We start from the raw sequence: 18441 nt of genomic DNA on the forward strand, positions 1-18441 counted from the left end.
CTCCCCGAAGGATGAAACTCAAACCTCTCACATTCCTATTTCTCGGCATCTTTGCCGCCGCATCACCGGCCATGGCCGAGAACGAGCGCCCACCCAACATCATTTTCATCATGACCGATGACCATGATCGGGAAACCATGGGAAGCTTCGGCGGCGAAGTGAAAACCCCGCACATCGACCAGCTCGCCGCAGATGGATTGCGTTTTTCCCAATTCACCACCACCTCTCCGGTCTGCACGCCTACCCGCTACACCACGCTCTCCGGACGCTACGCCGGCAAAGCCCAAAAAATGGTCCAGGAGGGCAAAAAAGCGAAGCCCAACGAGCCCGTATCACTCGGGTGGAACACCTCCTTGGAGATCGACCGCCCCAACCTCCCGAAGACTCTCCAGGCCGCAGGCTACCGCACCGGCATGGTCGGCAAATGGCATTTGGGAGGAGTGGATTCCAAGAGCCTGGATGTCCCTGCGGGCTTCGGAGCCAAGAGCAAACTCACCGATCCAGCCATCGACAGCTACCTCAAGCAGCGGCAGGAAAAATGGTGCGAGGCCATGAAGGAAAACTTCGGCTTCGACTACGCTTCCCGCGTCTACAAAAGCAACATCAACACCAAGGGCAAGGAGCCAAAGGCCAAGGAATTCCACAACATGGAGTGGATCGTCGAAGGAGCCCAGGAGTTCATCCGCCAGAGCAAGGATCAGCCATTTTTCCTCTACATGGCAACCACCGTGCCCCACGGCCCCCAGCCGACTCCATCGCTCTACCAGGATTCCCGCATCACCGTCGCGGGGCTCCTCGATGAGGCACCGGAAACCGGCATGCCCAGCCGCACAAGCGTCCTGGAACGTGCAAAAGAGGCAGGCATTCCCAAGGATCTCGCGTGGACCATCTGGCTTGATGACGGCATCGGCGCGGTCCGTCGCACCGTGGAGGAACTCGGCCTGTTGGAAAATACGATCATTATCGTCATGAGCGACCAGGAGGCGGTCGGAAAAGGCTCGCTCTACGACCGTGGAGTCGGCGCCCCATGCATCGCTTCGTGGAAAGGCAGCAAGTCCGCCGGGACCACCTCCGACGTGATGGCCCAGAATGTGGATTGGGCACCGACCCTACTGGAGATTGCCAGCATTCCTCTCCCTCCGAGAATCGAGGCGGACGGGAAAAGCTTCGCTCCGCTACTCCGGGGCGAGACGCTTCCGGCGGATTGGCGGACATCCGCCTACTACGAGATCGGCCTCATGCGGGGCGTGCGCACCGATAAGTTCAAATACGTCGCCGTTCGTTTTCCGGAGGGCACCAAAGTCGATGCCAGTGCCGAGTTCGGCACCAGCGAGATCCCGATGTTCAATCAGTTCAAGCGCCGGGAGGCGGAGTTTCCACACTGGTGGGACGCTGATCAGCTCTACGATCTGGAGAAAGATCCCGAGGAAAAGAACAACCTGGCGACCAATCCCGAATATGCGGAAGTCCTGGCTGAAATGAAAAGAGAACTCAGCCAACATTTAAAGGAACTGCCATATGGCTACGCGGAATTCACCCGCTGATCCACGACTCAAGAGAGAGCCATAGATCTGACGATTTCCGCTCCTGGCCAGCACTGCCCCGCTGTTCACCCGGGGCACGAATACTTCTTTCCGGCGAGTGGGAATGACCGCGCCGCAGGCCGTGGGACGGCCCCCCGATCATTCCACCTCCTGACGCGCTCGAAACGAGAGCAAGCTCCCAAAAATCCCTGCAATGCGTAATATCCCTCGTCAACCAACGTATTGTATACAATCTTCAATGAAGACCCCCGGAGCTCTCTCACATGAAACCACGTATTTTCTTTCTCTTCCTAGCCTTCCAGTCCCTTGCGATGGCGAAAAAACCGAACATTCTTTGGATTGTCACCGACGACCAACGGCCCGATTCGGTCGCAGCCTATAACCGTCTGGTTTTCGGAAAGGACGAGAGCCCGATCGGATACGTGGAATCGCCAAATATCGACAAGCTCGCAGCCGAGGGCGTGATGTTCACCCGCGCGATGTGCAACTCACCCGTCTGTGGACCATCGCGTGGTTCGATGCACTCGGGACGCTATCCCTTCCGCATCGGTCATTACGGTTTCCAACTGACACACCAGGCACCGGATTTCGTGCGGCCGGTCGTTCCACAGCTTTTGCGCGAGCAGGGCTATGCCACCGCCGCTTTCGGGAAAGACGATCCCTACATCTATAAATGGGGACCGGGTCAGGGCTACAACGACCCGGGATTTTACGATATCAAGGTTCACGATAAAAACGGCCTGCAGGTGAACGGCGTGGGTGATGTGGCGACTTTGGAAGCTTTTGGAAAAGGCGGAATAGAAGTGGTGTTTTATCCGGACGGCCGCAAGCGAACCTATTTCCTCAATCGCAAGGATGGTGACATCACCGACGAAGACCGCGCGGAAATGGCGAAGACCGACGAGGAGTTCGACATCCTGCGCTCCTACACGAACGCCCATAACAAAGTTTTGATCCTTGGCGGCGTGAATCCCAAGCCTGCGGACGATACCGCCGATGCGCACATCGCCACGGAAATGATGAACTACCTGGCGAACGCCGGGAAAAGCTACAAAACGCTGTGGGGCAAGGAACTCAAAGGCGCGGATCCATCGAAGCCGCAGTTCATCCATCTCGGTTTCCACTTCCCGCACACACCGGTGCTGCCGCCGAAGTCGGTGCGCGAGCGCTTCCAATCGAAGACGTATCGCGTCCCGGACTTCGATGATGAGGAGCTGGCGAAGTTCCCGCCGCAGCTCATGAAACTCTATAACAGCTGCAAGATCGAAGGCATGAGCGATGCCGAAAAGCAGCAGGCGATCCAGGACTACTACGCCTTCTGCGCCCATGGCGACGCGCAAATCGGCAAGGCCGTCGAGGCTTTCAAAAATTACTGCAAGGCGAACGGGCAGGAATACCTGATTCTCTACACCATTGGTGATCACAGCTGGCACCTCGGCGAGCAGGGCATCATGGCGAAGTTCGGCCCCTGGCGCCAGTCCGTGGACAATGCCGCGATCCTCGTCTCCTCGGACAAGAAGCTCGTCCCGGCCGGTGATCGCTGCGATACGATGGTCGAGTTCGTCGATTTCGCGCCGACTCTTCTGGCAGCCGGCGGCATGGATCTCAAGGACCCGAAGCTCGACTTCCTCGACGGCGTGAGCCTCTTCGATGTGAGAGATGGCAGCGCACCGAAGCGCGATTACACACTGGGCGAAATCCACCTTGTCACCGGCCCGCGGGCCTACCTGCACACCGAGCGCTTCCGCTTCTCGATGCGCAGCCGACCGTTTTCCGGACAGGTGAATCCGCAGAATATGGGTGAAAACATCGACTGGGCACTGAAGGCCCCGGTGGAGAAAGTCGACCTCGCGCTCTACGACCTGAAATACGATCCCCTCGAGCGCAACAACGTCGCCAACGATCCCGCCTACAGCGGACTCGCCGCGTGGTTCCGTAACAAACTTGGCAACATCGTGCTCGGTGATCGCCGCATCGAGTGCGACTGGACGCAGGAAAACCGCTATTCGCTCAGTGAATTCGCCAAGGGTGCCGACGACAAGAAGGCGGATATCCCTGCGGAGCTGATTCCCTCGCTCTGAGAAACGCAACTTTGAGATTTATGAAAAATGCCCCAATCCTGATCACTCTCGCGCTTGCACAGCTGGCCACGGTTTGCCTGTCGGCGGAGGAACAAGCGCCCTTCCCCTACCAACTGCCCAAGGAGAAGCCGGATCGCAAGTTGAGCGAGGCGATGGAACGGATCTACGATAACTACCCGGCTCCGCAACCCGAGGACAACGAGCTTTTCAGCCAGTTCAAATACACCGAACTGAAGGGCTTCGACTATCGCGACGGAGATGGGACGGTGTCGCGTCGCGATCCATCAAAGATCATTTTCGAAAACGGGAAATACTACGTCTGGTATACCAAGCGGGACACCAAGGTGCCGCCGGTCGGCATGCATCGTGCGGCTGAGGCGACGGATGAGATTCCTTCCGCTGACTGGGATCTTTCCGAAATCTGGTATGCTACTTCCGCCGACGGTTTCACCTGGGAGGAGCAGGGCGTGGCAATCAAGCGGCCGGAGAAACCTCTGGTCGGCTGGCGCTCGGTAACAACCACCGATATCCTGAAGTGGAAGGGAAAATACTATCTCTACTATCAGGGATTCATGGAGGCCAGCGGCACTCGCGGTGATGATTGCCCGGTGGCGGTTTCCTATGCGGATTCGCCGGAAGGTCCGTGGACGGCGGCCAACAAGGTTGTGATTCCGAACGGTCCGGAAGGCGCATGGGACCAGTATTCAATCCACGATCCCTACCCCTTGGTCAGAGACGGGAAAATTTACATCTATTATAAATCCGATTTCGGTCGGGACCCGCACAAAGTGCGGATGCAGGGTCTCGCGATCGCAGAGGATCCGCTGGGTCCGTTTACAAAACATCCGTTGAATCCGGTGATCACTTCCGGTCATGAGACCTCTCTGTTCCCTTTCAAGGAAGGTGTTGCAGCGCTGGTTTATAAGGATGGGCCCGAACATAATACCATCCAGTATGCCGAGGACGGCGTAAACTTCTCGATCGCCTCGATCACTGAGCTGATGCCCTACGCTGCAGCGCCATATATCCCGGATGCCTTCACCGACACCAAGGACGGTCGCGGTATCACCTGGGGACTCGCCCATTTCATCAATCAGGGAGGGAAAGGCAGGAACCACTCGATCCTGGTCCGCTTCGACTGCGATCTGAGCCTGGATGTGAATGATCCCCAGATGAAGGAGCACCGCGTGAATCATCGTCCGGATGTCTACTACCGCCAGGGCCTGAGCAAGGAGCAGCGCGAGCGGATCGAATCAGAAAGCCGCGCCCACCAAAGTCAATAAGCCGGGAGTCTTCTGCGGGTTCGTGCATCTTTACTCCGCCCGGTAGGCCTAGGTACATGGGAACAGGAAAATCCGTTGATACTGATTGAGCCAACAGGCCACTAACAACAGATTTTCATCCTCCGAACGGGTTGAAACGTCACAAACCGATCGGACAAAGCCATCAGTAGATTTCCTCGATGACCACTGTGGAGCTATCGATCTGCTGTTTCCAATCCCCGTCTTTCGGCACCATCTGAAGAATGAACTGGTAGCTTGATTCCGGGTTCAAACCACCTTCCGCCTGATACTCGATCTCCACCGAACCGAGACCATCGACGCTTTTCCGGACCGAATTCAATCCGGTCCAGTGTTCGGTATTCTGGATACCGACGATGATATCCCTCGGCTGGGAGGTCTCGAAGTTGACATGAAAGGTGACCTTTCCGGAAGCCGGCATCCGCATCGGCAGATCGTGCGTCAGCATGCGGTCCTCACTGCCCACGGCGTGAACATCGAGTTTCTTGAATCTCGCCAGACCTTCCCTTCCATTGCTAGAGGTAGCCACCACCCCGGCATGAAACTCATCGCCGAGATCGAAATCGACCGAACCAAGTTCCCTTCAATTATGCCGATCGGTTTGAGAGATCCACGTTTCGATCCGTCCATCGCGCTTGATCATTTTCAGGAAATACGGCGCCCGGAGTTTCTCGATCACCCCGACCTGATTCATCTCACCATCCCGGCTTCGAAGATACTGCACCAGACCCTTTCCGGGAACAATCATTGTCGCAATCGAGGCTGATGCCTGGTCGAGACTCTTGCGGAACATGATGCCAGCAGAGGCTGCGTCCGGCGTGTAATCCTGCGACAGCACCTGGGCGGTCAAAACAACGTCACCACTTTGCTTTTGATTCAGGAAACGGATCGTATCTGCAGACTCCGCTCCAAGGCCTCCCCCGGCACGCAGCCGCACCGTTTTCACTTTCGCATCGAAACCGCTGTTTCCGCCCGCATTTCCGATATCATCCGTCACCCACGGGACCGGAGGCGCTGTTTGATCGGCGATCTCGTTTTCCCGTGAGACCAGCGCCCGCATGTCGCGACCGAAGGCCTCACCATCGAAGGGCACCAACACCACTTTACTGCCATGTTTGTCATTGCCGTCATCCTTTCCCTTATGGACGTCGATGACGGAAAAGTTGAACAGTCTTACCGTTCCATCTTCCACATACACCGTCGGCCTCTGGACCGTATACCACTCATTCCGGACACCGTTCGTGTAGCGAAAGATCCCCCCATCTTCCTTGCTCATCGCGATGCCTCGGTTTTTCCAATCATGAATCCCGTCCTCCGATGTCAGGTGATACGAAAGATCCGTCGTCGCATAGTGATTGACCACCACATGGAACAAGCCATCGCTCCTCCAGATCGTCGGATCCTCCATATATTTCTGGGGCACACCATCAAGGTCTTTCCAGATTTGATCGCCCATCATCCTGTAGGGACCGGTGACACCATCATCACTGATCATCACCGCACAGTTCCGGCCCATGAGCATGTAGCGCTTATTCTCGATGGGCAGAATCATCACATTCGCCATCTTGTAAGGCGCAAAGTTGTAACGCGCGAGGCCTGGATGAAACCCGTTGTAATCCACCTTGATGCGGCCCAAACACTCGAAAGGCCCGGCGGGATCCTTCGCAGCAAACACCTCGCCCATGGTGATCTCGCTGGTGACCATGGCATAGCGACCATCGTGCATCCGGAGCCCCACGGTGTTGTGGCCGGATCCCATGTCGCCATTCCAGTTTTTCCACTCCGGCCACGCTTCGCCGAGATCGGCATACGGCCCCATCATTTTGTCGCTCACCGAGATCATGGCCTTGGAGTTCTCCGTCCATCCCGTGCCATGATGAAACTTCTGATCCCACCTGCTTGCATACATGAAATAGCGGCCGTCATCCGCCTTCACGATACTACCATCCCAGTAACACCATTGGTCCATGTCCGGATCCTCGAGGCCATTGCGGATATCACGCGGCAGCACATTGCCGTCTCCCCAGATGCCTTCTGAGACCAGTGGCTCGACAGGCTCAGCTGCCAGAAAGTAGTTAACCAAGGTCTTTTCAGGAACAATCGCGAGGAGAGGAAGACTGGAAGCCAAAAGCATCGCGGAGCAAAGATGGGGAAAATACATAAGAAACAAAAGTTGGTGGGTCGAAACCATGGGAACTGATTTGGCGACACGTCACCTCCCACCACCTCTCTCTAAAAGAGTGAGAAATAACGCAGGAATTCAATCCGCGTGGAATTCCTGCGAAATGATTTGTTGAAAGGAGCTATTTCCGGCGGCGATTCAGGAAAAACATTATTCCGAAAACACCCAGCAGGGTCGGGACGGTAGGCTCGGGAATTAACGCGACAGAAAGATCGTCCACCCCGGGAGCAATACTTCCTCCGACACCTTTGTTTGAACCAATTCTAAGCCAGATCTCGGTGCCCGCGGATAGGCTGGAGACATCGAACGCGGAGCTGGAAAACGCAGACTCCGCAAAGGTGCCCTGCGGTATGCCAGCGAATACCGAATTATCGATCACGAAGGATCCCAGCGAACTCACGCCCGTCAGAGGAGTTCCATCGGCGGCACTGGCGAAGGTTCCAGAAAACGCTTCGATCGTTACGTCATCCGCATACGCCCGCCCGGCGCGTTTTACAGCCGTCCCCGAGATCTTGAACGAACCTGCGGCAATATCAGTCATGTCGAGCGTTCCCAGGCTTTGGTAAATAAAGCCGCCGCTACTCTCGAATAGTAGCGCGGTATCGCCGCCTACCGAGGAGTCGTTCAAGACATAGTCAGCGAAGTTGAAAGTCGTTGATGATTCAAACCAACTGGTGACGGCGTTGCTGTTACCACTAGCAGGTTGAGCCTGAAAATCACCGTTGGTGATCGACAAAGCAGCCTGGGTTGTGGCGAGACAGGAGAGGAGGATTCCGGTAACGGAAACGAGCATAATGTTGTAGGTTTTCATGGGTATATTTAGTAGCTCTTTGCTGGACTGGAGCATCTGCGATCCTAACAGGTGGATCTCCCCGGTGAATGGACGATCAATCACCGGATGATGGATTATTCGCTTCTACATGATAACGAAGATGACATCCATTTCGTTGAAATCGATGATCCCTCCATGGATCGCCTTGATATCAATTTTCAGATACCGACCCGCGGCCTCTTTCTCGAAGCCGATTTTCTGGGAGGATTTCATCTTCTCTTCATCGAGAACTAGCGAACTGACGACTTTCCCCTCGGAGTTCCTGAGTGAGACGGGCTGGAGGTTCTCCAAGTCATTCCCCATCCGGACTTCGAACTCCTTCACTGTCGTATTGGTCAGCAGAATCCCTTGGAGCGTCTGCTCCCGACCGAGATCGATGATTATATAGTCCTCAACGCCAGTAAACTTACCCTGCCAACCGGTGACATCATCACCATCGATGGCTTGACCTCCGGTGTTGGACCAGGCGCGGCTAACTTCTTTAACAGAGGCTCCCAGATCAAGCATGGTCGACTTGTTACTCGCATATTTGAGAGCATCCGCTAGGTCAGATAGACTCGCTTGCGTGGCGGGAGCGAACTCGCTGCTGTTCATGTAGGTGAGCATTGAGCTCAGCAATTGCTTTGCCGCAGGATCGCTGTCTTGCTGCGCAAAAAGGTCGGCCATGCTGACAAGCAGTTTCCCCGTGCCGACCCGATACTCAAAGATGAAGCCAAGTTGCCGGTTGCGGTTCCAGTCATCAATGGGCTGAACGATCATGCCACCGGCAGGAAGTTTCTCCATGGCGAGACCGTAGGAGCTGTTCAGAATCGCCTCCCAGTTCCAAGTGGTATGCCCCTTGGTTGGAAAATTCCGGAAAAGCGGATGTTGATCCCGGATCAAGGTCCCAAGCGTTACCCGGTCTTTGTTATGGGAGAACAAAAACTTGTTCCAATAAACCGGAGCAAAACTCATTTTGGGATGGGCCCGGCTGAACTCGCCGGGAATGAAGAGCACCGATTTCCCCTTGGCCAAATCCTCCTCCATGGACTTGCCGATCTCACGATGAACCAGGACATCGCCTTGATCCATGGAAGGATCATCCTGGCACACCATGAACTCCCAATGATTCGAGATTTCCGTCCCTTTGAGCCGGAGAGTCAGGGTGTAGTTGGCTGGCGCGGCAACTTCCTTCAAAGGGATCGAGAGGGATCCAATCGTGTTCCTACCATTTCTAATCGTGAGGTTTTCGAAATGGTTCGTGACTAAAACCTTCCCGTCCGAGCTGGAAACTTCCCAAATGAGCGTTTGGTCGATGAGATCCCTATCGCCGAAGTAGGCATAAAGAACCGGTGCCGTCAGAACATCGGAGTTTTTATATACATAGGACTTCATCCGCGCCAGGGGAACGCTTGGATTCCAGAACTTTGAAAACTCCTCTTTGGTGAAGTAGCCCTTCTCATCGTAGAAGGCATCGAGGTAGCCGACCAGTGAAGTCCCTTGTCCGGAAAAATCCGAGATTCCTAGTAGCTGAGTGCCCGAGACGCCCTCGGATGCGAGCGCGGCCTCGCAGTCCTCCTTGTAGCAGGCTGCCTGAAGTTTTCCCGATGCCTGCACGAAATCCTTCCACTGGTGGAGCACACCATTCTCCTCCGCCTGTTCGAAAAAGATCTCGAAGTTCTTCGGCTTGAGCGGACCGGTGTATTTCTTCATTTCATCGAAATTCGGATAAGCGCACCACTGGCCGACTTCATGTTGGAGGTAGGGATTGTGATAGGGCGATGTGAAGCTCTTTCCTTTCCAGCCGCTGGGACCTCTCGGAAAGGCGGAGCAGGTGAACTCGTCCTCGGTCGTCTGAATCGTATTGGCGGCTCCCGTGTGAAGCATGCGCGAGTCGTAGGCTTTCATCTCGCGGGTGAGCTCGGTGAGAAACGCCGCATTGGTTTCATTCTCCCCTGGCTCATTGCCGTGAGTGAAGAACGACAGCGACGGATGATTGCCGTAGGTGTCTAGAATCCGTTTACCTTCCCTCTCGACCCAGCCGTCGAATTTTGGATTGGAGGGATCACCCCAAATATGGGTTTCAGGCATCAAATACATGCCCAGTCGATCACCGGCGATAAAGGCAGCTCTTGGCGGGCACCACGAGTGGAAACGGACATGATTGATGCCAGAATCCCGCATCTTGCCAAGGTGCTTCATCCAAAAGTCCACATCGGTCGGCGGGTAGCCGGTCAGAGGGAAAATGCAGCAATCCAGCGTGCCTCGCATAAAGGTCTCCTTGCCATTGAGCAGCAGCTTCTGGCCTTCTGTTTCCCAGTTGCGGAGCCCGACGTGGACTACCTCCGACTCAACTCCCTGATCCGAATGCAGGGAAACATTCAAGTCGTGCAACACGGGTGTGAACTCGCTCCAAAGCTCCGCATCGTTTCCGAAATGGACGGTATAGCGATGGCTGGAGATCCCTGTCTCAAGATCGAGGACATGCTTTTCGTCTGCAACTTCGAGCTCCACCTTCGACGTCTTTCCACTGGTATTTTCGATCCGGATTTCCACCTCGGCTGAACGGGACTTGTAGTCCGTTGAGACCTTGATCCTCTCGAGAAAAATCATATTCCTCCAATCGAGACGCATCTCACCGATGATCCCATTCCACGCACCCTGGGTTTCGTCTGAAACACTGTGCGCCCGATCGCCGACCGGCAGAAGCAGGGTGTTGTTCACTTTGACAACGAGATTGTAAGTCCCGGCTTTTGGGTTTCTCCCCAAATTGAACACATGTGGCACTCCCAGGGAATCGTCACTCCCCACCAATTCCCCATTCAGCCAAACAGTCGACGACCAATGAGGCCTTTCCAGCGTGAGAATCAGGTCCTTATCCTTCGGAACATCCTCCCCGATCACGATGCTCTTCTGATACCACGCCTCACCGATGAAGCGGCGTTCCGGCTGGAGGAAAAATGGAACTTTGATGTTTCCGGGTTGCCTGTATTTCTCGTATTTTTTGGTAAACCAAAGGTGGTGTCCCGAAACCCCCATCCACTTCGTATCCAGCGTGACGGGGCTCCCGAAGCCCGCGTTCTGCAAGGCATCCGGCAGTATGATCTTCTCCGTGAAATCCGTTTTTTCGAACCACCGTTCGCTTGTTCCCCGTGGAGTCTTTTCATCATCCAGCCTGATATTCCACGCGCCGGATAGATCAGCACCCTCGCCGCCGACTGTCACCTTCGCCTCGCCCGCTGCGACCGGTGGTTGATAAACGGGTGCGTATTCAGGTTTGGTAAATCCTAACGCTCCTGTGATCAGGGCGCAGGATGCGGCAATCGAAATTTTAATAAGTGATAGTTTCATAATTTAATTTTTCCAGTCCTCTGGTCGCCAAATCGATGAGATGGTTCATTTCCTTCCGGCGTGACTGTTCAAGGTCATCTTCGAATACAAGCAGGAGCGGCAGCGAAGTCGCGAAGTAGTCGATCTTCGCCGGACGAGTCAGCTCATTCTCGGCAAACAGCTTTAGGTCAGCGAAAAGCGCATTGGCCTCGTCGCTCCGCCCAAGCTCCAGCAATGACAATCCGCGGTAATATGAGAGCGCGGAGTGCTCGGTCACTTCCATTCCTTGGAAATCGCCTGCTTCCCCGGCACTGGATTCGAAACATTTCTGAGCCTCGCGTTCGTTACCGAGCGCACGCAGTGCTCTACCGGTCCAGTAGTTTACATCCGTCTTGGCCTGCAAAAGATGATAAGCCTCTCCCAGGTTTTCCGGCGGCTGCATCGCTTTTGTGAAATGATCCAAGGCACGCGCTGCGTCACCTCCATCCAACGCCTTTTGTCCAAGTAACAAGTGAGCGACCGTAAACTGACGGAGAACCTTCCCCTCACCTCCTTCCCATGGATGGAAACGACGATTGAGCAACAATTCCAGCGCGTTCTCTGGCTGATCCGTCAAGTTATACAACTCCACCAAAGCCACCGAGCAATCATCGCGATCGTCCACCAATTGCCGCTTCGAGAGAAGGGCAAGCAGTCGCTCTTCAACGGGATCACCCAACTTCGCACGGAGTTGATCATACTCGGCAAACAAACGCGCGTCGGACGGAGCAAGTTCAAGTGCCTTCTGATAGTAAGCACGAGCCGCGTCTTCATCGCGGCGGACATTGTAGTAAGCGATTCCGAGGTTTCGACAAACAGTTGCGCTGGCGGGAAATCGTTCCCATGTGGCAATCGCGTCTTCGTGCCGTTTACGGTCGAAATAGTAGTTCCCCAGGCCGAAGGCGGCGTTGCAATCATCCCCTTCCTGGGCCAGCGTCCATTCCAGCACCAACTGGTCATGCAATCGTGACGGGAAGAAATAGTCCGGGTCCAGTGCCCGGGCCTTTTCGAGGAGAGCCTGATCCTCCTGCAACCAGGCCAAGGCATAGTGGCTCAGCTGGGATTTTCCAAGTGGGTTTGGCACCGCGACCTCAACGACCTCACGCTCATGATGTAGTTTCAGCAGTTGAATCGCCTCGGCTCTAAATCCGGAATCAGCAAAGTCGTAGGCGATATCCAGAACCGTTTGCGCATCGTTGCGGCTCTTCGCCAGAAACCCTTCGATATCTCCGGAGACATATCGCGCCCAGTGATCGAGCGGATCGGCAGCCAACACGCCTTCAAGAACGGCGGACGCATCCAGGCCGAGTTGCTTCATGACGAGTGCTTTGAGGACCAGGGCCTTGTTGTTCTGTCGATTGGTATCAAGCGCTGCCTCGCAATGCGTTAGCGCCCTGTGCCAATCGGCTCTTCGCGAATCAATCATCGCCAGTTCGTAGTAGGCCGCCGCCCGCCATTCGAAATTCCAGGTGGCCTTGTAAAATGCTGCGTAAGCATCCTCAAGGCGTCCTTGGAAACGGCGGGTCAGGCCAAGGAAGTAGTGCGCCTCTCCGGTATTTGGATTCGGGTGACGACAGGTCAGGCTCTTGATGGCGACTTCAAAATGAAGCGCTGCATCAGCGAGGCGCCCTTGTTTGAGCTTCTTTCGACCGAAAGCGAGATTGGAGCGCAAGTCCGTCGGTTCCCGGCGCAGAGCTTCCTCCCAATACAACTCGGGATAGCGGGTCGGGTGCCTGACATGCTCCAAATGATCTGCGGTTAGATATAGCTCCTCGATGCTCTCGATATCCTCCGGCATGGGTGGTTCCGTGGCGACCTCACGGCTCCTCTCAAGCGAGGCGGAATTTAACGGACGATAGGACACAAGCCCTTCCACTGAAAGTTCGAGCGACGTGACATCCTCCCCATCGAACCGGAGATCCTGATTCTGCCAGGGCTCCTCGGGCGAAAGGTCCACCCGTTCATCAAGCAGAACCCGGTCACCATCCCGCAACACGATGCGAGCGTCTGCGAAGCGCCGCGAAACAACCGCTCCCAGATCCAGCGAACGGTCGTCATTTAGAACCAAACGAACCGCGGCATCTTCGGTGGCATTCTGGACGGGACCGATCTTTTTGTAGGGCCACCAGAACTGGGAGAAGGTCTTGGTTTCATAGGGCAACAGATAGCTGAAATCCGGTTGATTATCCGTGTAGACCCCGGCCATCAGTTCCACATAGGGGCCGTTTTCGTCAGTGAGTTCACGGTCCCATGCCTTGCCAAACTCATGATTCCCCCAGGTCCACTGCTTCTTCCCGGGGGAAATGTGCCGATTGGCGACATGAATAAATCCTCCCCCGGCATCGAAGTCGTAGCCGCCAAAAAAGTCGAAGTTCGTATCACAAACCATGTAACTGGTCGGCACAGGGATGTTTTTATAGAGGCTAAGATCATTCGCGCCCTTTCGCGCCGCGTAATCGACCCCGTAATAGGCATTTTCCGCGATAGGAAATGAACTCTGGGCCCGCACGGCGTGATCTGCGACATAGTGAACATCTGGTGGAAAGAAGCTCTGATAGTTCTCATGCACCAGGGCCGCGACATTCGCCCACCACAGAAAGGTTCGGGTAAAGGGAGTCCGGTTGAACAAGCGAGCCCGCAGCTCGATCAGCGAGGAATCGGGCCGAATCCGAATCCCGTGCATGCCCTTGAGCCTGTCGATCGGATCGTGCTCCGACAGCCAAAGCGTCTTCGCTCCATCCGCCTCTTCCTCGATGTGGGTATCGGTGGGCATGTAAGTGCCCGGGCGATGGTGCTGCGGCCAGTTGAACTCCACTCCCCCGGAAATCCACGGGCCTGCCAGCCCAACCAGAGCAGGCTTGATGACATCATTTCGATAAAAGAAATCATAGTCGTTGTTGACCTTGTCCTGTCCGAGATAGATGCGCCCGCCAATTTCCGGCAGCATCACCAGCCTCACAAAGTCGTTCTCCAACAGCACGGAATCATAATCCCGGTTCTCCGGTGAATCATAGACTTTGTCGATGAATGGCACAGGATACACCTTGCCGCTGGATCCCTGATAGACCCGTTTCTCGAAGAAAAGCGGGTGCTTCTCCGGAGTTCCCAAACCATAGGTCGGGATGGTGATTTTTTTGCGAATCGCGCTTACTTTACTCATTTTCCCTTTTGCTTGTTGGCTTTCCGCTCGGCATGAATTCTCTCCGCCTCTTCCAGCGGAAAAGCCGGAGGATTGATCCCGTAGTCGTTGATCTTTTTCTCCAGCTGAATCTCCAAGCGGACCGGCTCTCCTTTCTTCAAATGAACCATCCGCGCGATATTCTGAGGTTCCGCAGGCTTCATCTCGGCATCGGTCTTGATCGATGCGATGCCTTGACGGACATACAACGTGATCCACTGGTCTGTGAGGGAGGTGATCACGGTCGTGACCCTCTTCTTTTCCAAATCCCACACGAGCGAATCGATGCTCGCCTGGCTGCGACTGCGGATGCCGTGAATTGACCCATTGGGTAAATCGGGAGACCAGGCAGGAAGGAGCTCGATCACGCCGGGTTTGGAGTAGACCAAGGCTTCCGAGATCATTGCGGGCAATCCGCAGAGGACATCCGTGTTCGGGCTCCAGCCCGGATTATGGAGAGTGACCAGATTTGGACTGATGAGATCGAAGCGCATCAGTGAAAACAGATTCTGGTAGAACAACTGGGGATACTTCGTTCGTGCGGCACAGAACGCGCGGATCGCGAAGTTATGGCCGGACCAGTCCTGGGGCAGTTTCAGTTCCAGCGCGACTCTCATCGCCTTCATCATTTCCATGTGCTCCTCCCAGTCTAACTCGTGGGCGGGCCAGACGGGGTAGCTGTGCGACATGTGCCGATGGTTGTAAGCATCCGAGTAGGGCGCATACGCCCACTCCTTGAACGCCCCGCTCTCATTGATCAGATAGGGAGGAAATTTTTTCAGCATTTCCCGGAGGCTTGCGACCCGGTCCGGATTAATCTCGAGTGCCTGATAGGAATCGATTAGGTTCTGGATCGCTTGTTTCGCTGCGGCAATGTCCTGGACTGCGTTTATCGAAAGGTTCGCCCCTTGCTCCGGCGAATATGACGGAACAAACAGATACCTTCCATCTTGGTCATATTCCGTTAGAAAATCCTCATAGAATAACACGCTCTTCTCCATGAGCGGCAGGACCCGATCCTTCAGAAACTCCTTGTCCCCTGTCACCTGGTAATACTCGTAGAGCGGATAGATCAGCCACGATGCGCCTGCCGTCCAACAATGCCCCGGCCATTTGTCGAAATGGGTGTGGTAGTTTTCCCGACCAGCGGTTCGCACGCCAGATAGGTATCCGCGGCAACCATAGATATTCATGGCGTTCACCTCCCATGACGGAGCGATTTCCTCGATCAACTCCAGATAGGACATCAGAGCCTCAGGCAAGGCGCAGGTATTGGCTCCGGCGATTTGCTGGTTCAAATTGGTATCCAAGGTGAAATCCCCCGACCACGCCGGCGTGTGAGATCCGTTCCAAATGCCGGTTAGCGGCGGAGGATAGTTGCCGCTGGATGACAGCAACGCATAGCGCCCCATATAAAACATCTTCTGAAGCAGCGCCGGGACAATGGAACGCCTGCCGGGCTCACTTTGTTTCGCGATCAGTTCCTCCGAGGACAGATATCGATCATCTGATTGGTCCAGATCGATCGCCATCCGCTCCATCACCGGACGGTGGAGTTTGACATGCCGCTCCAGTAGCTGCTCGTAGTCCGCAGGAAGCTTGGACAAACTCGCCTGCATTTCACCGATCTGTGAGTGCTCAAAATCTTCAAGATCCGTGATCCGGGTCAGCAGCAATACGCGCTTTGCATCCAGACAACGCAGCATGTCCCCGCTTTGCTCTACCCTTCCGCTGTCGCAAATGACCCGCGTGGTCCCCTCGTATCCTCTCGCCGTCTTCTTGTATTTGCATCGCGCGGTCATCCACTCGCCGGATAGATCGGTGGTGATGCGCGCCATCCCTTCGCCGAGCCCCTGCCATTGATCGACCAATCGAAGATCCAATTGGAGCGGCTTGCCATCCGGCGACTCGAACACCTGCACGATGACATTGTCCTCGCGGGAAACAAAGGTCCTGTTGAGCCACGCCCCAGCCTCATTGCGGAAGCGGACCACCACCTCTCCGCTCATGAAATCAAGGGTCCGAAGATAGTCGGTCACATCCCCGGAATCCTTGCGGGTGACCTCCATCGTGTAGGCCGGATGATAGGATGGCGTATTGATGATTTCAGTATGACCTTCCTCCGCCATCACCTTCTGCCAGTAGGCATGTGCCGGGCCGGATTTTCCTTCTTTCATCAAGCGGCGGACTTCGGGAAGGGCTCGGGAGATCTTCGGCGGTAAAGGGCGCTCGTCCAGAATCGGGCGGAAAAGCCGTTCATGGTTGAAGATGATCTTTTCCTTGTAGGGCTGCCCGAGAACCGACGCACCCATGATGCCGTTCCCAGTGACAAGGCCGCTGTCCCAACGCCCCGCCGGCTGGGTGCTGCACATGCCCGGAAGGAAATCCAGGGCCTTGCGCTGCTCCAGCGGGATGGCTTCAATCTTCGCCGCCCAGAGGTTTCCGCAGGTCGCGAATGCCGCAATCAGAATCGAGGTAAATGGTTTATTTATCATGGTGAATTTCGACGTTTCGATCAACGAGCTCGCGTTCGATCTCTTCCAATGACTTGCCCTTGGTTTCCGGAATCCAGCGGTGGATCACCCAGAAGCCAACCATGCAAATCAGCCCGTAGAGCCAGAAAGTTCCAGAAGCACCCAATGCCACATTCATCGGCTTGAAGGTGACGGTCAGGGCGAAGCAGGCGATCCACAGTGCGGAGACGCAAAGGCTCATCGCCGCACCGCGAATGCGATTGGGAAAAATCTCGGATAGAAGAACCCAGGTGATTGGGGCGAGGGTCATGGCGTAACACGCAATCGCCACCAGGACCGCGACCAACACGAAGATCCCCTTGAGCTCGAAATAGAAGCAGGCACCAAGAATCCCATACGTCACCATCAAGCCACCGGAGCCCAGCAACATCAGCGGACGGCGTCCCCAGCGGTCCACGGTTTTGATCGCGACAAAAGTGAAAACCAGATTTACGACTCCGGTGATTACAATATTGAACATCATCCCGCTAACGTCGTAGCCAGCCGCCTCAAAGATCTCCTGGGCGTAGTTGAAAATTACGTTGATCCCGCACCACTGTTGGAAGACTGCGATAAAGACTCCAAGGCATAAAATTCTGATAAACCGTGGTGTTAGAATTTCCCTGATACGTGGCTTCCCTTGCTCGCCAGCAAGGCTTGCATGAATCCCGGCCACCTCCGCATCAGCAAAGCTTGAGCCGCCGATCTTTGCCAGAACCCCGCGTGCCCGTTCCATTCGGGATTGCGTGAGCAACCAGCGCGGAGATTCCGGCACAAGCAAAGCCATCAGAAAAAAGAGCCCCGCCGGGATCGCTTCCGCAGCAAACATCCATCGCCAACCGTATTGTCCGGCCCAGGAATTGAGGATGATCTCCGCCGTGGCATCGTCCGCCACGGGATTCGCGTTGTAGATGCCCAGATTGACCAGTTGAGCCGCTAGCACACCGACCACGATGGTTAACTGGTTGATCGAGACAAACTTGCCCCGCATCTCCGGCGGCGAGATCTCCGCGATGTACATCGGTGAAACATTCGATGCGAGCCCGATGCCAATCCCGCCGATGATCCGTGCAATGATGAAGCTGTCAAAATTCCCTGCCAGCGCCGTCCAGATGGCCGAAACCGTGAATAAAACCGCAGCCCCCACTAGAATCTTCTTTCGACCAAACCGATCGGAAACCGCTCCTGACAACAGCGCGCCGCCAAGGCAACCAGCCAGCGCCGAACTCATCGCCCACCCCGCCAACCAGGCATTGTCGGAGCCGGTTAGCCCGAAATACACCTCATAGAACGGCTTGGCCCCACCGATCACCACCCAGTCGTAACCAAACAACAAACCACCCATCGCCGCCACCAGACTGATCATCCAGATGTATTTCAGGTTATAGGTCGTTTTCATTGAGGATTGGGTTTCCGAAGATTTCCGAACAAAATGCTCTTGATAAGAAATATAAAATCACAG

At 55.3% G+C, this 18441-nt stretch carries 10 protein-coding genes; 3 read left to right on the forward strand and 7 right to left on the reverse strand.

Translation table 11 applies throughout. From position 1 onward, the window contains the following. Positions 1 to 11 precede the first annotated feature (11 nt). From ACFSSA_RS02180 to ACFSSA_RS02190, 3 genes are all read left to right on the forward strand, one after another. The gene (locus ACFSSA_RS02180) at positions 12 to 1544 is read left to right on the forward strand and encodes a sulfatase family protein (protein WP_386818131.1); all 1533 of its coding nucleotides are present in this window, start codon (positions 12 to 14) and stop codon (positions 1542 to 1544) included. A 263-nt stretch (positions 1545 to 1807) separates the two neighbouring features. Further along, a complete protein-coding gene (locus ACFSSA_RS02185; RefSeq protein WP_386818132.1) occupies positions 1808 to 3625 on the forward strand; it encodes a sulfatase-like hydrolase/transferase in 1818 nt (605 codons plus the stop codon). 20 nt (positions 3626 to 3645) lie between these two features. Next, positions 3646 to 4908: a glycoside hydrolase family 117 protein gene (locus ACFSSA_RS02190; protein ID WP_386818133.1), complete on the forward strand. Its 1263-nt coding sequence runs from the start codon at positions 3646 to 3648 to the stop codon at positions 4906 to 4908. Positions 4909 to 5071: 163 nt separating this feature from the next. Here ACFSSA_RS02190 and ACFSSA_RS02195 read toward each other — a convergent pair whose 3' ends face one another. The 7 genes from ACFSSA_RS02195 to ACFSSA_RS02225 form a co-directional block, all read right to left on the reverse strand. Continuing rightward, positions 5072 to 5458, reverse strand: coding sequence for a hypothetical protein (locus ACFSSA_RS02195; protein ID WP_386818134.1), 387 nt, complete (start codon positions 5456 to 5458; stop codon positions 5072 to 5074). A gap of 51 nt (positions 5459 to 5509) precedes the next feature. Further along, positions 5510 to 7087 (reverse strand): glycoside hydrolase family protein, encoded by a 1578-nt coding sequence (locus ACFSSA_RS02200; protein WP_386818135.1) that lies wholly within the window; start codon positions 7085 to 7087, stop codon positions 5510 to 5512. Positions 7088 to 7229: 142 nt separating this feature from the next. Beyond that, positions 7230 to 7919, reverse strand: a complete 690-nt coding sequence (locus ACFSSA_RS02205; RefSeq protein ID WP_386818136.1) for a hypothetical protein — start codon at positions 7917 to 7919, stop codon at positions 7230 to 7232. 105 nt (positions 7920 to 8024) lie between these two features. Next, positions 8025 to 11270 carry a discoidin domain-containing protein gene (locus tag ACFSSA_RS02210; protein WP_386818137.1) on the reverse strand — a complete coding sequence of 1082 codons (3246 nt, stop codon included), beginning with the start codon at positions 11268 to 11270 and terminating at the stop codon, positions 8025 to 8027. After that, positions 11251 to 14448 (reverse strand): DUF5107 domain-containing protein, encoded by a 3198-nt coding sequence (locus tag ACFSSA_RS02215; RefSeq protein ID WP_386818138.1) that lies wholly within the window; start codon positions 14446 to 14448, stop codon positions 11251 to 11253. The genes ACFSSA_RS02210 and ACFSSA_RS02215 overlap by 20 nt, the downstream gene beginning before the upstream one ends. Further along, complete coding sequence (locus ACFSSA_RS02220; protein WP_386818139.1) at positions 14445 to 16961, reverse strand: glycosyl hydrolase family 95 catalytic domain-containing protein; 2517 nt, start codon at positions 16959 to 16961, stop codon at positions 14445 to 14447. The genes ACFSSA_RS02215 and ACFSSA_RS02220 overlap by 4 nt, the downstream gene beginning before the upstream one ends. Continuing rightward, positions 16951 to 18378, reverse strand: coding sequence for a sugar porter family MFS transporter (locus tag ACFSSA_RS02225; protein ID WP_386818140.1), 1428 nt, complete (start codon positions 18376 to 18378; stop codon positions 16951 to 16953). Before ACFSSA_RS02225 ends, ACFSSA_RS02220 begins: the two co-directional genes overlap by 11 nt. Between the last annotated feature and the right edge of the window lie 63 nt (positions 18379 to 18441).

The sequence above is a fragment of the Luteolibacter algae genome (assembly GCF_042683045.1).
Lineage (GTDB): Bacteria > Verrucomicrobiota > Verrucomicrobiia > Verrucomicrobiales > Akkermansiaceae > Luteolibacter > Luteolibacter algae.

What these genes read in the sequence shown, in the direction of transcription:
- ACFSSA_RS02180 (WP_386818131.1), top strand. Translation starts at nt 12, where the DNA reads ATGAAACTCAAACCTCTCACATTCCTATTTCTCGGCATCTTTGCCGCC.
- ACFSSA_RS02185 (WP_386818132.1), top strand. Translation starts at nt 1,808, where the DNA reads ATGAAACCACGTATTTTCTTTCTCTTCCTAGCCTTCCAGTCCCTTGCG.
- ACFSSA_RS02190 (WP_386818133.1), top strand. Translation starts at nt 3,646, where the DNA reads ATGAAAAATGCCCCAATCCTGATCACTCTCGCGCTTGCACAGCTGGCC.
- ACFSSA_RS02200 (WP_386818135.1), bottom strand. Translation starts at nt 7,087, where the DNA reads ATGTATTTTCCCCATCTTTGCTCCGCGATGCTTTTGGCTTCCAGTCTT.
- ACFSSA_RS02205 (WP_386818136.1), bottom strand. Translation starts at nt 7,919, where the DNA reads ATGAAAACCTACAACATTATGCTCGTTTCCGTTACCGGAATCCTCCTC.
- ACFSSA_RS02210 (WP_386818137.1), bottom strand. Translation starts at nt 11,270, where the DNA reads ATGAAACTATCACTTATTAAAATTTCGATTGCCGCATCCTGCGCCCTG.
- ACFSSA_RS02215 (WP_386818138.1), bottom strand. Translation starts at nt 14,448, where the DNA reads ATGAGTAAAGTAAGCGCGATTCGCAAAAAAATCACCATCCCGACCTAT.
- ACFSSA_RS02220 (WP_386818139.1), bottom strand. Translation starts at nt 16,961, where the DNA reads ATGATAAATAAACCATTTACCTCGATTCTGATTGCGGCATTCGCGACC.
- ACFSSA_RS02225 (WP_386818140.1), bottom strand. Translation starts at nt 18,378, where the DNA reads ATGAAAACGACCTATAACCTGAAATACATCTGGATGATCAGTCTGGTG.